Below are 13,513 nucleotides of genomic sequence, written 5' to 3'. Positions count from 1 at the left end.
TTTATATTGCAATCAAACACACATTACCGAACGTTTGGTAAAATATTTTTTATTTGTACATTTGCCCTATGAGACCACAAAAAGTAAATGATCAGGATTTATTAGAAGGCTTAATGTCTGTTATTCGCTCTAAAGGCTATGACGGCTCAAGTCTTAATGATCTGGCTGGCTCATCGGGACTACAGAAAGCAAGTTTATATCATCGTTTCCCTAATGGGAAAAAGGAAATTACTTCTGTTGTTCTGGATTATGTAGAAAAATGGGCCGCTGACAACATTCTTTCTCTTCTGTCTGACACCAAGATAAAACCAGTTGAGAGACTTGAAAAAGCACTCATAAACATAGACCTTCTTTATGGTGGAGGCGAAAAGACATGTATTTTAAGAGCATTAACCATGGATTCGAATCTCGAATTATTTGGAAAACAATTAAATCAAATTATGACTCAATGGATTACAGGTTTTAGTACTTTAGGAATTGCATTTGGTTTATCAGAAAGTGACGCAAAAAATAAAGCAGAGCAAACCTTAATTTTAATACAAGGGAGCTTAATTGTATCCAAAGCCACATCAGATCTCTCCCTTTTTCAAAAAACTTTGACATCCATAAGAATGATGTATAGCTAATAAAAAGATACATCAAACAATACGTATTGTAGCGAACAAAGCTAAATTGATTTATGAAAATTGTTATGTAGTATTATTTTTTATATATTTACAAACCGACCGGTTGGTCTGTGTATAAAATTAATTTCATGGATACTAGATCTCATCTTATAGAAACTGCTTTTAAATTATTCTTAGATAAAGGATATAGCAGTACATCAATGGCAAACTTAGTGGAGTCTTCTAAACTTTCTAAAGGCGCTGTTTATCATCATTTTGAAAATAAAGAAAAATTATACATAGAGGTAATTGACAAATATTTCCTGTTTTATTTTAAACAAGTAGATCTGGATGCTATGAAAGACATGAATTTAACAGAGATGAATATTATTTTAAAAGATTTCTTTAGTTCATTTATTCCCAAAACTATTAAAATAACTCCAAAAGGAGTCTCTCGACATTTTATTCTGTTTTTTGAAGCTTTCGAAATTCATCCAACATTTAAAGAATATGTACGAAACTTTTACGCCGAACTTAGAAAAGTGCTGGAAACAGGGTTTAAAAAAAATAAATCGAAAAATCCCGAAAACGATGCCATAATTCTAATTTCAAAGTATGAAGGTTTGCTATTTTGGCAATCCGTATTTCCAGAACAAAACATAGAACAAATATTATTAGAAATTTAAACCGAATATGAACCTATTTAAAAAAACACTAAAAGTAACAGGCATTATATTAGTAGTATTACTAATAGGATTATTTATATTCTTATTAATAATAAGTCCTGGATCAACTCCCATATTTAAAGATGAACAAGGTGATAGTATTAAAAGCAGTATTGCCGAAATGAAACATATTCCCATTGGTGGTATAGAACAATTTGTATTAATTAGAGGCAAAAACATAGCCAATCCAATATTATTAGTTCTTCATGGGGGACCTGGTGCTACAGAAACACCAATGTTTAGAAAACATAATAGCGACCTAGAGGAACATTACACCGTTGTATATTGGGATCAAAGAGGCTCGGGCAAATCCACAATCTCTAATATCCCTACAAGTACTTTTACTCTCGACAGATTTATTGAAGATACTAATGAGGTTACAAAATATTTAAAAAAACGATTTAAAAAAGATAAGATATTCTTATTGGGGCATTCCTGGGGATCATTATTAGGTATAAGTACAGTTTATAAATATCCTAACGATTACCATGCATACATAGGAACGGGTCAAATCGGGAATGTAGATAAAAACGAACAAGTAGCATATCGATTCGCTCTAAAAAAAGTAACAGAAGACCAAGATACAATTGCTATTAATCGTTTAAAAAAAATTGGTGGGTTTACCAACAGACCTATTGATAAAGATCTATTAAAAAGTCGAATGTATGTATCAAAATACGGTAGTCTCTATAAAGAAAATAGCGTTTTAGATGTATTCGTTACACCTATATTGTATAATAAAGAATATACCATAAGCGATAAATATAATGCTATAACTAACGGAACCGATATTGAAGCAATCATACAATCTCCCGTTTTTAATTTATTTGAAACAGTTTTCAAAACCGATCTAACAAAAACTATAGAAGAATTAAAGGTTCCTGTTTATTTTTTACAAGGCAAGCATGATTATCTTACCAATTATGATATAGCAAAAGAGTATTTTGATGTTTTAAAAGCTCCAAAAAAAACATTCATTACTTTTTATAAATCTGCACATTTCCCTCCTTTTGAAGAACCAAAAAAATTTAATGATTTTATGATTAATAATGTCCTCATTAAAAACTCTAAATAAATATCAATCATAGTAATAAACTTATAATGAATTGAAAATAATCGCACGTTTTAAAAAGTAGAATTTATATTTTACATTTAAAATAAAATACCTTAATAACAAAAACAGAGCATGGATAAAAAAACCATTGATCATTATACAACATATGCATAAAAGCAAAATACAAATAAGAAAAGCCAAAGATTCTGATTTCTTGTCTATTCATCATTTTATCGAAATATTAGAAAATCAAACCTTCGAAAAAGAAAAACAAGAACAGATTTTTTTCGAAAACATAAAGAATCACCATAACATATATCTTATAGCCGTAGTTGAAAATGAAATTTCCGGCTTTTTAAGTTGTCATGTTCAAAATTTGCTTCATCATAATGGATTGGTTGGCGAAATTCAGGAAATGTTTGTAACAGAAAGCTGTCGTGGTTTAGGAATTGGACATAAATTAATAAATCAACTCAAAAAGATCGCCAGAGAAAAAGAAATTATTCAGCTAGAAGTTACTTCAAATATTAAGAGAGAAAATGCTCATAGCTTTTACAAAAACCAAGGTTTTATAAATACTCACAAGAAATTTGTTTGTAAATTCAATGAATAAAAAACAAATATCAGCAATCATGAATAAAATATTCCTCTTGATATTGATCTCGTTTCTATGCCATAAAGGGTATAGTCAGACAAAAACCATTCATGTATATGTAGCTTTGTGTGATAATGAGAATCAAGGAATTGTTCCTGTACCAGCAAAATTGGGAAACGGAAAAGATGCGAAACATAATTTATACTGGGGCGCCGGTTATGGGGTAAAATCTTTCTTTAAGTTTAAAGCAAAGGACTGGAAGTTGATAAAAGATTTTGAAACGGACAATACAATAGTATTAGATAGAGTTTTATTTAAACATAGCACCAAAAAAATCTATTTATTAGCCGATGCATATGACGGTGCAAAAATCCAAACCTGTATTGAAGATTTCCTAGAGGCATCTAATTCTCAAAACCCTATTTCGATTGATGTAGACTCAGAAACATTAAGATTTGGCGGAGATGCCGATTTGCTTTCATATATCGGCCATGATGGTTTAATGGAATTTAACGTAGATATTTCATACAAGAAAGAAGTGATTAAAAAAAGAGATGTTATCGTTTTAGCATGTTATAGTCAAAATTACTTTTCAAAAGAAATATCCCGAGCAAAAGCAAATCCAATTTTGTGGACCACACATTTAATGGCTCCAGAAGCATATACATTAAAATCTGCAATCGATGGTTGGATCAAAGATGAAACAGGCAAACAAATTGAAGAGAGAGCAGCTCAAACGTATCATGCGTATCAAAAATGTGGTATAAAAGGGGCAAGAAACCTGTTTACTACCGGGTTTAAAAATTAGTTTGTATCTTATTTAACCGGCAGTATTAAAAATAATTTATTTAAGACATTACCAGAAAATAAGAAATAAAAAATGCCATATACTCTTCTTAAAGAAAATATAGATAAGCACATTCAATTTTCTGATGCAGAATTTGAAACCTATGGTTCTTTCTTTTATCCTAAGACAATTTCTAAAAAAGAATATTTACTTAGACAAGGTGATGTATGTCGATTTGAAGGTTTTGTAACCAAAGGTTGTTTTCGTGTGTATACTATAGATAATGATGGCCATGAAAATGTTTTATATTTTGCTGTCGAAGATTGGTGGGTAACCGATATAGATAGTTTTACAAATCAAGCCCCTGCTCTTTTATCTATTCAATCCTTAGAAGATAGCGAAGTTCTTCTGATCAATAAAAAAGACAAAGAACAACTGTATCAACAAATGCCTAAAGTAGAAAAGCTATTTCGTATAATGACACAAAAAACCTTGGTTTCTTTACAAAGAAGGTTGATACGAAATCATTGTTATACAGCAGATGAACGCTATCTGCATTTTATGAAGACCTATCCAAAAATAGCACAAAAACTTACCAATTTACAGATTGCCGCCTATTTAGGAATTTCACATGAATTTGTAAGTAAAATTAGAAGGAAGGTCGCTTCAAAAAAATAATCAAGATACTTATAGTTATTGAACTAGTTCAATGTTTTTAACAATGGATGCATGCAACTTTGTACCATCATTTAAAAGAACATTAAAATGAACAAAATCAATTTTTTAATAACAATACTATTAATTTCAATAACAATGAGTAGTACAGCACAAAACCTAGAATACAAAGTATATCGGGCAGACGAAAACAGTTTTCACATCGCTTCTGTTCTAATTTATGGAGAAAAAGACGCAGTTCTTATCGATGCGCAATTCACACTTTCTGATGCACATAACGTAGTTGCAGAAATCCTAAAAAGTGGTAAAAACCTTACAACCATTTATATAAGTCATGGAGATCCTGATTATTATTTTGGGTTAGAAGTATTTAAAAATTCCTTCCCAGATGCAACTATTTATACCAGTAAACATACGCTATCTCACATCAAAAAAACGTATGAGAAAAAGTTACAGATTTGGGGACCAAAACTAGGGAGTAATGGAACAAAAAAAGTTGTTTTCCCACAAGTATTAGAGGGAAATACGATAGATCTCGAAGGGCATTCTATTGAAATAAAAGGTCTTAATGGCCCTACTCCAGAAAGAACATTTGTCTGGATCCCATCTCTAAAAGCAATTGTAGGAGGTGTGAATGTATATGACAATTTACATCTATGGATAGCAGATGCGAGCACTACAGAAAAACGTGTTGCCTGGTTATCGGTTTTAGAAGAAATGGAACACCTTAACCCAGAAATTGTTGTTTCTGCTCATGCCTTAGACAACAGTAATCTAAATCGTAATGCTATTACCTATTCTAAAAATTATTTGATTGCTTATCAGAAAGAAGAAGTAAAATCAAAAAACTCTGAAGAGCTTATTGCTGCCATGCAAAAACTGTATCCCAATGCAGGCTTAGGTATTGCACTTCAATTAGGTGCCAAAGTCGCAAAAGGTGAAATGAAATGGTAAATTCATTTTGATAATGATACACTAACAATAGCGGTTTAAACTAACACTTAAATCGCTATTTTCTGTTTAATTTTGGTACTTTGTATCCTCAAAAGCAATGGATTCTATCAACTAAAAATATGGAAGTATCTAAGGAAAACTATAGCATCTCAACAGATAAGAACAAGTTAGATGTTTTATTGATATATAATTTTCTAACAAATGAATCAGGATGGAGTGATGGTATTTCATATGATGTAGTAAAAGTATCAATAGAGAATTCTCTTAATTTTGGATTATATCATAATGAAAAGCAGATTGGATTTGCAAGAGTGATATCTGACTATGCAACTATTGCTTATTTAGGAGATATTTTTATCCTCAAAGAGTATAGAAAATTAGGATTAAGTAAATGGCTAATGGAAACCATCATGGGACATCCTAATTTACAAAATTTAAGACGTTGGATTTTGTTAACAAGTACTGCCAAATGGCTTTACGAAAAGTACGGATTTACAAAACTTCCTAAACCCGAAATTTATATGGAGAAATTTAACCCAAATGTATACAACGAAACTATAAAAGGATAACAGCTTTATTTTTACAGTTTGTCTAATCACAATCATGTTAAAAACTATAGTAGGCACAATAAGGCAAATTTCATTCTATTTTATGTCCAACCATTAGCATAAACTTGTCTTTTAAACTTTCTAAAAAAGGAAATTATAATGATCAAATTAAAATATTTAGTATCGTTTATTTCAGGTATTATCTTTATAAGTTGTGCATCAACTAATGCACAAAAGTTACCAAAAAACATTAGGGTACAGACTCAAAAAAGAATTGATAACGGTTATCATCTAGGTACTGTAATTGGCATTGTAGACAAAACCGGAACCCATTACTATGGTTTTGGCCAAATGTCATTATCAGATACTAATACCCCAGATGAAAATTCATTTTTTGAAATTGCATCTATAACCAAACCATTTACAACCGCACTTCTTGCTGATTTAGAATTAAAAAAAGAAATCAATATCCATGATCCAATCGAAATCTATCTTCCAGTTTTTAAAAAGGTATTGGCTAATAGCACTAGAAAAATCTCTTTAGAAAACTTGGTAACTCATACATCTGGACTTCCTCGTAATCCATCTAATACGACTACAAGTGACAGTAACCGATATAAAGATTATTCTGTAGATGACTTAAACGAGTTCTTATCAAGTTATAAGATTGATTCTAAAACAAGTTCTTACCTTTATTCTAATCTCGCATATCTAGTTCTTGAACATGCTATTGAGACCAAAATGAAAACAAGTTACGAATCCTTAATTAACGATAGAATTACAACTGTTCTTAATATGAAAGACACCCATTTTGTTGTTCCTGATAAAAAAAGAAATAGGTTAGTTAGCGGGTATAGAAACGGGAAACAAATTGATGAAGTAGATTTAGGCAAATTTCCTGCTATGGGAGGGTTAAAAGTAACAACAAAGGATATGGTACGGTTTCTCGAAGCTCAACTTGGCATGTATCCTTCAAATTTGGATAAAGCCCTAAAGTTAACACATAAAGAACGGTTTTCTGATGGTGATAAAATAATGGGATTGGGTTGGTCTATTTTAAAAAGAAAAGAATCAGGAAAAACGATTCATTACCATAAAGGAGGTACTAATGGTTTTGTGAGTTTTGCGGGATTTAACCTTGAAGATCAAATCGGTGTTGTTGTTCTTGTTAACGGAAGTCGTCACTTTAGCGATTTAGGGTTTAAACTTTTGGATCCTACTTATCCACTTAGTCAACCTCAATAATATTGAGTTTACAGCTATATACACGAATAATCACTTCACAGCCAAATTTACATTTGATCGTTTTTTAGAAGAATAAAATACCATCACATCTTGGTTCGTGTCATTAAAAATTGTTTTTAGATAAAAAAGTTATCTATTGTACTCCATCTCTATACGTGGTTGCTTTTTGAGTTGTTATCTTTACAAAAAAAGTAATACAGGAGAACAATTACAAAAAATGAAAAAAGCAATATTCATACTTCTCATATATTTGATAACAGCTTGCCAGCAAAAAGAAGAGAGAAAATTAACTATTGCTGTCGCTGCAAATATGCAATTTGCAATAAAAGAGCTATCCAAGACTTTTACAAATCAAACAGGTATTACTTGTGATCTTATTATAAGCTCATCGGGAAAATTAACTGCGCAAATTAAAGAAGGTGCTCCTTTTGATATTTTTGTTTCTGCCGATATGAAATATCCCAAAGAATTATTTGATACAGGTTTTGCTACCAAAGCACCAAAAACATATGGCTACGGAAAATTGGTTATGTGGTCAATGATTGATACTATTAATCCATCTCTAGAAATTCTTAAGAATTCGAAGATACACCATATTGCACTTGCAAATCCTAAAATGGCTCCTTATGGCCTAGCTACAATAGAGATTTTAAAACGACATAACCTTTATGAAAACGTAAAAGACAAACTGGTATACGGAGAAAGCATCTTACAAACCAATCAGTTTATTATTTCAAAATCGGCAGAAATTGGTTTTACTTCAAAATCCGTAGTTTTATCTCTAGAAATGAGTAATAAAGGCAATTGGATTGATCTCGAAGACACTGATTACTCTGAAATCGCTCAAGGAGTTGTTATTCTTAACCAAAAGAATCATGAGGATGCAGAAAAGTTCTATACCTTTTTATCTTCTGCAGACGCAAGAAAAATTCTCGAAAATTTTGGTTATTCAACAAAAGAAAATTGATCTATGAATGTCCTACAGGGAGAAATAACGTCTATAAAAACTAATGGTAGTTTATCATTGGTAACTGTTCATGTTGGAACTATTAGTTTTAATACTATTATAATTGAAACCCCCGATACGGCTTCCTATTTAAAACAAGGAAATCATATTAAAATGATTTTTAAAGAAACAGAGGTAATTGTTGGAAAAGGAATAGAGCACTCTTTAAGTATACAGAATAAAGCTATCGGAGAGATTATTAATATAAAAAAAGGAACATTATTAAGTACGTTAACTATTGATTCTACCGTTGGGCATCTAACTGCTATCATTACTTCTGATGCTGCGGATCAATTACAATTAGAAATTGGTGAAAAAATCACAGCCCTGATTAAAACCACCGAAATAATGTTATCAGAATGATGGATTGGCAACCTTTAGTATTAACGTTTAAACTGGCATTAGTTACCACGCTTTTGTTATTGGTTATTTCTGTCCCCCTATCCTATTGGCTTGCTCATACAAAATCTAGAGTAAAACCATTCATAGAAACTCTGGTAAGTATGCCTTTGGTTTTACCCCCAACCGTTTTAGGGTTTTATATGCTAGTTGCTTTTAGTCCTGCAAATGCTTTTGGAAGTTGGTTAAACGAATATCTTGGGATACAACTTATTTTTTCATTCAAAGGACTTGTTCTTGCATCGGTTATTTATAGTTTACCATTCATGGTGCACCCCATTCAAGCTGGATTTTCGAATTTACCTTCATCAATAACAGAAGCATCCTACGTATTAGGAAAGTCTAAAATCACAACTCTTTTCAAAGTATTACTTCCCAATATAAAACCATCATTACTCACGGGAGTTGTATTAGCTTTTGCTCATACCATTGGTGAATTTGGCGTTGTATTAATGATCGGTGGTAATATGCCAGGAAAAACAAAAGTGGCCTCTATTGCTATTTATGATGAAGTAGAGGCTCTTAATTATGATGTAGCAAATTGGTATTCGCTTATATTATTTGCAATTACATTTAGCATCTTATTACTGGTATATCTGGTTAATGGTGGATATTTAAAACGATTCTGGAAATGATACATATAGCTTTGCAAAAAGAATTAACGGCAGCAAATGGAGCAATGCAACTTGATGTTAACATCAATATCGAGCCAGGTCAATTAGTTACATTATATGGAGAATCCGGAGCGGGTAAAACTTCTATACTTAGAATGATTGCCGGATTACTACAAACAGATGCAGGGCTAATTACTGTGAATCAAAAAACATGGCTTGATACCAAAAAGGGAATTTGCCTAAAACCTCAACAACGAAAAATTGGGTTTGTGTTTCAGGATTATGCTTTGTTTCCTAATATGACTGTAAAAGAAAATCTCCTTTTTGCATTAGAGAAAGGCCAAAACAAGGAAATTGTTAATGAACTCATAGATATTATCGAATTAGGTGATCTACAAGATCGAAAACCCATAAATCTTTCAGGAGGACAAAAACAAAGAGTAGCCTTAGCAAGAGCATTGGTAAGAACACCAGAAATCTTAATACTGGATGAGCCTCTTTCTGCACTAGATATAAAAATGCGTACAAAACTACAAGACTATATTCTTAAAGTACATAAACAATTTAATTTAACTACTATACTAATAAGCCATGAGATAGGTGAAGTCATAAAAATGTCTGATACTGTATTTAGTATTGAAAATGGAAAAATAAGTAGACAAGGAAAACCTATTGAAGTATTTACTACGAAACAAGTAAGTGGAAAATTTCAGTTTTCGGGAGAAATAATTCAAATTGAAAAAGAAGATATAATTTATATTGTTACTATTTTGATAGGCTCAAATTTTGTGAAAATAGTTGCTGAAGAAGATGATATTAAAGCAATAGCTGTGGGAGATAACGTAATTGTTGCTTCAAAAGCATTTAACCCTTTATTACAGAAAATAAATTAATCACAACCTTATATAATATACCACACAATACAAAAGTTGAAAAATGAATTCAAAAAAACAGCTATAGCGACCATTTAACTATAGCTGTTTTTAAATTCTGTAGACTAATCTAAGTATAAAAGTCTATTTTTTTCAGTTTTTCATCTTTCTCTATTCTTTTACAAATCGAGTAACATGCTGTGTTTTATCAGAAGTAACTTTGAGGATATATGTTCCTGTTTGCAAATGATCTATCTGTACAGAAGACTTAAAATAACCACTAGACACTATTTTTCCTAATAAATTATAAATACTATAGGTTGCTTCTTGAGAAGGATTGAAAACAATATTTAGTACATTTCCGCTTATCGGATTAGGATACACACTCATCTTTTGTGGCGGAGCAACTGATTCAAATTTGTTCGCTTGTTCACTACAAGACGAAACAAATCTCCATCTTCTTGCACCACGTTCCCATAGATTACCTCTATATACTACTCGATCTCCTATATTATAACGTACTCCGGATACCCAAGCATCTACTCCTTCACAAAGATTAGCATCACATCTCCCGAGCCTTATCCATCCGTTGGCAGTTCTTTCATAAACATAACTCCTGTAAATTACTCGATCTCCAACAGCATAACTTACTCCAGACACCCATGCCTGTACTCCTTCACAGATATCTGTTGTACTTCCTTCTTTTGTAGTAACCGATACTGTATTGCTAAACCCAGAAGTGTTTCCTGCAGCATCTTTAGCCTTTACTCTAAACTCATATGTGGTATTTGCAGTCAACCCAGTAACATTATAAGAAATACCACTAACACTGGTAATTTTCACATCTCCCTGATATACATCATACCCTGTTACTCCAACATTATCTGTAGAAGCCACCCATGATAAAGACAATGTGGTTTCCTCGACATTTGAAGCCGATAAGTTTGTTGGAACACTGGGAGCTTCGGTATCCGTAGTTTCTTTTGTAGTAACCGATACTGTGTTGCTAAATCCAGAAGTATTTCCCGCAGCATCTTTAGCCTTTACTCTAAACTCATATGTGGTATTTGCAGTCAACCCGGTAACATTATAAGAAATACCACTAACACTGGTAATTTTCACATCTCCCTGATATACATCATACCCTGTTACTCCAACATTATCTGTAGAAGCTACCCATGATAAAGACAATGTGGTTTCCTCGACATTTGAAGCCGATAAGTTTGTTGGAACACTGGGAGCTTCGGTATCCGTAGTTTCTTTTGTAGTAACCGATACTGTGTTGCTAAATCCAGAAGTATTTCCCGCAGCATCTTTAGCCTTTACTCTAAACTCATATGTGGTATTTGCAGTCAACCCGGTAACATTATAAGAAATACCACTAACACTGGTAATTTTCACATCTCCCTGATATACATCATACCCTGTTACTCCAACATTATCTGTAGAAGCTACCCATGATAAAGACAATGTGGTTTCCTCGACATTTGAAGCCGATAAGTTTGTTGGAACACTGGGAGCTTCGGTATCCGTAGTTTCTTTTGTAGTAACCGATACTCTATTGCTAAATCCAGAAGTGTTTCCCGCAGCATCTTTGGCCTTTACTCTAAACTCATATGTGGTATTTGCAGTCAACCCGGTAACATTATAAGAGGTACCACTAACACTGGTAATCTTAACATCTCCCTGATATACATCATACCCTGTTACTCCAACATTATCTGTAGAAGCTACCCATGATAAAGACAATGTGGTTTCCTCGACATTTGAAGCCGATAAATTTGTTGGAATACTGGGAGCTTCGGTATCTGTAACACTTTCTTTAGGGTACTTTCCAGAAATTGAAAACAATCCTAAAGAAGAATAATCAGAATAACCTGTAGATAGGTTTCCTTCTCCTACTCCATCTATTTCGATATAATATTTACCACTTTGTAAAGTAGTATTTATAGATGCTCTTAGGCCCTGCGGATCAGAGAATGTAACTTCTTCTCCATTACTATTTAATAACCTTGCTTTAATATTTAAATTTGGATGGTATGGATTTGGATCAAAAGAAAAACTCACCTCTCCTCCAGAAGTTTGAAAAGAGAATACATCTTTATCCGATGTTCTCTCAATGATTCCTTCGTTATCTGCTTTAGATACATTTCCATTAGTATCAGATACTAATTCTGTAGCATTATTTATAGTATTTCCATGATCATCTTTTTTATACCCGAAACCATTTCTAGAATTTGAAATAATTGCTAAATCATTTTCAGTATTATTGGCATTATTATATTCTCCTTTACTCCAATGACCTAATGTTTTATTAGCACTCCAACCCATAATTGGACTCCATTGCCCATGTCCTGAATAATATGTGGTTCCAGATCTTGTTCCATCGTGTCCTAATCCCAGAGTATGCCCTACCTCATGAGACCCTGTTTCTCCAGCTGTTCTCGTTCCTAGGTTATACACCCAACATGGATCGTCAGAATTCCAACTAAAAGAATTTAGATACGCTACTCCTCCTGACCCGGGAGCGGCATCATTTGTAGGCGTAAATATCGCCATCATTCTTTGGTTTTTTGGAGTAGCATCAAATACATCTCTTCTGGTAGTCACGTTTATATTAAAAGGATTAAAATCATCTACCATAATCCTCCAAACCGCAAGAATTTTTTCATCACTAAATCCTGCAGGTTGAGCATTAATAGTTCTACCTCCAGCCCAACGAGTCCCAGACACTACTTCTCCATCAAAATCAAGATAGATAACATGAGATGCTCCAGGGAGACTCTCTAATTGTATTTGTGCTTTTTGTGGGATAATTACACCAGAATCATCATTAACAGCAGCTTTTTCTTGTTCGAAATCTACGCATAGTATACTATGAATATTTTGATTACTCGCTAGTACTTCTCCATGATCATTGGTAGAGATCTTAAATGCTTTTTTCCGATCATAAAAAATAATCTCTCCAAATATTTTTCCGTCGTTTTTAGTAAAACTAAAAACAGGCTCTGTTGTAGCAGTAGATTTAGCACTATTAATCAAAACATTACCGGTAACAAAATATCCGTCTGCAGTATTCTTTTTAACATTAATCTTAAGATTGTATGATTCTTTATCGGATAGTTTAATAGTAAAGTTGCTATTTCCTGACTTATTCGAAAATACTGATTCTGAGAAGCTGTTTACAGTTCCTATAACAACTTCTTTCTTATCTTGTGCAAAAGAAGAAAAAGAAAGAATCAATAAAAAGACTATTATATACGTCTTTCTAAATATGCCAGAAAACATCCTCTCATTAAAGTTTAAGTTTTTCATGATCATGAGGTTTAGGTAAGTGATTTGTGTTTGTGTTAGTTTAAATAAAAAAAATCATCGCAAAAGTAACTTGTGTAGCTTTTAAAATTTAGCTCTATTTAGAATTCATAAGGATCTAA

Annotated in this window: 14 protein-coding genes; 13 read left to right on the top strand and 1 reads right to left on the bottom strand. The window is 32.4% G+C overall.

The window, feature by feature from the left end; all coding sequences use genetic code 11:
• Positions 1-68: 68 nt before the first annotated feature.
• The 13 genes from NNL09_RS09185 (at position 69) to NNL09_RS09125 (ending at position 10,100) form a co-directional block, all read left to right on the top strand.
• On the top strand, positions 69-626 hold the full coding sequence (locus NNL09_RS09185; protein ID WP_196911531.1) for a TetR/AcrR family transcriptional regulator: 558 nt from the start codon (positions 69-71) through the stop codon (positions 624-626).
• 128 nt (positions 627-754) lie between these two features.
• Positions 755-1,291: a TetR/AcrR family transcriptional regulator gene (locus NNL09_RS09180; RefSeq protein WP_108808066.1), complete on the top strand. Its 537-nt coding sequence runs from the start codon at positions 755-757 to the stop codon at positions 1,289-1,291.
• A 7-nt stretch (positions 1,292-1,298) separates the two neighbouring features.
• Entirely contained in the window at positions 1,299-2,405 is a 1,107-nt protein-coding gene (locus tag NNL09_RS09175; protein ID WP_196911530.1) for an alpha/beta fold hydrolase, read from the top strand.
• A gap of 145 nt (positions 2,406-2,550) precedes the next feature.
• Positions 2,551-2,997 carry a GNAT family N-acetyltransferase gene (locus NNL09_RS09170; RefSeq protein WP_196911529.1) on the top strand — a complete coding sequence of 149 codons (447 nt, stop codon included), beginning with the start codon at positions 2,551-2,553 and terminating at the stop codon, positions 2,995-2,997.
• Between the two features lie 19 nt (positions 2,998-3,016).
• Positions 3,017-3,787: a hypothetical protein gene (locus NNL09_RS09165; RefSeq protein ID WP_196911528.1), complete on the top strand. Its 771-nt coding sequence runs from the start codon at positions 3,017-3,019 to the stop codon at positions 3,785-3,787.
• A gap of 72 nt (positions 3,788-3,859) precedes the next feature.
• The gene (locus NNL09_RS09160) at positions 3,860-4,444 is read left to right on the top strand and encodes a Crp/Fnr family transcriptional regulator (RefSeq protein WP_025665883.1); all 585 of its coding nucleotides are present in this window, start codon (positions 3,860-3,862) and stop codon (positions 4,442-4,444) included.
• An 87-nt stretch (positions 4,445-4,531) separates the two neighbouring features.
• Positions 4,532-5,395 carry an MBL fold metallo-hydrolase gene (locus tag NNL09_RS09155; protein ID WP_025665884.1) on the top strand — a complete coding sequence of 288 codons (864 nt, stop codon included), beginning with the start codon at positions 4,532-4,534 and terminating at the stop codon, positions 5,393-5,395.
• Positions 5,396-5,514: 119 nt separating this feature from the next.
• Positions 5,515-5,964 (top strand): GNAT family N-acetyltransferase, encoded by a 450-nt coding sequence (locus NNL09_RS09150; protein WP_196911527.1) that lies wholly within the window; start codon positions 5,515-5,517, stop codon positions 5,962-5,964.
• A gap of 138 nt (positions 5,965-6,102) precedes the next feature.
• Positions 6,103-7,188: a serine hydrolase gene (locus NNL09_RS09145; protein ID WP_196911526.1), complete on the top strand. Its 1,086-nt coding sequence runs from the start codon at positions 6,103-6,105 to the stop codon at positions 7,186-7,188.
• A 217-nt stretch (positions 7,189-7,405) separates the two neighbouring features.
• Complete coding sequence (modA, locus tag NNL09_RS09140) at positions 7,406-8,155, top strand: molybdate ABC transporter substrate-binding protein (protein ID WP_025665887.1); 750 nt, start codon at positions 7,406-7,408, stop codon at positions 8,153-8,155.
• 3 nt (positions 8,156-8,158) lie between these two features.
• A complete protein-coding gene (locus tag NNL09_RS09135) occupies positions 8,159-8,557 on the top strand; it encodes a molybdopterin-binding protein (protein ID WP_196911525.1) in 399 nt (132 codons plus the stop codon).
• Positions 8,557-9,228 carry a molybdate ABC transporter permease subunit gene (modB, locus tag NNL09_RS09130; RefSeq protein WP_025665889.1) on the top strand — a complete coding sequence of 224 codons (672 nt, stop codon included), beginning with the start codon at positions 8,557-8,559 and terminating at the stop codon, positions 9,226-9,228. Before NNL09_RS09135 ends, modB begins: the two co-directional genes overlap by 1 nt.
• Complete coding sequence (locus NNL09_RS09125) at positions 9,225-10,100, top strand: ATP-binding cassette domain-containing protein (protein ID WP_196911524.1); 876 nt, start codon at positions 9,225-9,227, stop codon at positions 10,098-10,100. The genes modB and NNL09_RS09125 overlap by 4 nt, the downstream gene beginning before the upstream one ends.
• Before the next feature lie 150 nt (positions 10,101-10,250).
• Here the strand turns inward: NNL09_RS09125 and NNL09_RS09120 are convergent, their stop codons facing one another.
• Positions 10,251-13,394 carry a fibronectin type III domain-containing protein gene (locus tag NNL09_RS09120; protein ID WP_231389254.1) on the bottom strand — a complete coding sequence of 1,048 codons (3,144 nt, stop codon included), beginning with the start codon at positions 13,392-13,394 and terminating at the stop codon, positions 10,251-10,253.
• Positions 13,395-13,513: the final 119 nt, after the last annotated feature.

Origin of the sequence: Aquimarina sp. EL_43, from assembly GCF_943422735.1 — a bacterium.
Taxonomy (GTDB): domain Bacteria; phylum Bacteroidota; class Bacteroidia; order Flavobacteriales; family Flavobacteriaceae; genus Aquimarina; species Aquimarina megaterium.
The sequence above is the reverse complement of the archived record's forward strand: the minus strand, read 5'-3'. Positions and strand labels throughout refer to the sequence as shown.

What these genes read in the sequence shown, in the direction of transcription:
- NNL09_RS09170 (WP_196911529.1), top strand. Translation starts at nt 2,551, where the DNA reads ATGCATAAAAGCAAAATACAAATAAGAAAAGCCAAAGATTCTGATTTC.
- NNL09_RS09120 (WP_231389254.1), bottom strand. Translation starts at nt 13,394, where the DNA reads ATGAAAAACTTAAACTTTAATGAGAGGATGTTTTCTGGCATATTTAGA.
- NNL09_RS09175 (WP_196911530.1), top strand. Translation starts at nt 1,299, where the DNA reads ATGAACCTATTTAAAAAAACACTAAAAGTAACAGGCATTATATTAGTA.
- NNL09_RS09145 (WP_196911526.1), top strand. Translation starts at nt 6,103, where the DNA reads ATGATCAAATTAAAATATTTAGTATCGTTTATTTCAGGTATTATCTTT.
- modA (WP_025665887.1), top strand. Translation starts at nt 7,406, where the DNA reads ATGAAAAAAGCAATATTCATACTTCTCATATATTTGATAACAGCTTGC.
- NNL09_RS09180 (WP_108808066.1), top strand. Translation starts at nt 755, where the DNA reads ATGGATACTAGATCTCATCTTATAGAAACTGCTTTTAAATTATTCTTA.
- NNL09_RS09135 (WP_196911525.1), top strand. Translation starts at nt 8,159, where the DNA reads ATGAATGTCCTACAGGGAGAAATAACGTCTATAAAAACTAATGGTAGT.
- NNL09_RS09160 (WP_025665883.1), top strand. Translation starts at nt 3,860, where the DNA reads ATGCCATATACTCTTCTTAAAGAAAATATAGATAAGCACATTCAATTT.
- NNL09_RS09185 (WP_196911531.1), top strand. Translation starts at nt 69, where the DNA reads ATGAGACCACAAAAAGTAAATGATCAGGATTTATTAGAAGGCTTAATG.
- modB (WP_025665889.1), top strand. Translation starts at nt 8,557, where the DNA reads ATGGATTGGCAACCTTTAGTATTAACGTTTAAACTGGCATTAGTTACC.
- NNL09_RS09165 (WP_196911528.1), top strand. Translation starts at nt 3,017, where the DNA reads ATGAATAAAATATTCCTCTTGATATTGATCTCGTTTCTATGCCATAAA.
- NNL09_RS09150 (WP_196911527.1), top strand. Translation starts at nt 5,515, where the DNA reads ATGGAAGTATCTAAGGAAAACTATAGCATCTCAACAGATAAGAACAAG.
- NNL09_RS09155 (WP_025665884.1), top strand. Translation starts at nt 4,532, where the DNA reads ATGAACAAAATCAATTTTTTAATAACAATACTATTAATTTCAATAACA.
- NNL09_RS09125 (WP_196911524.1), top strand. Translation starts at nt 9,225, where the DNA reads ATGATACATATAGCTTTGCAAAAAGAATTAACGGCAGCAAATGGAGCA.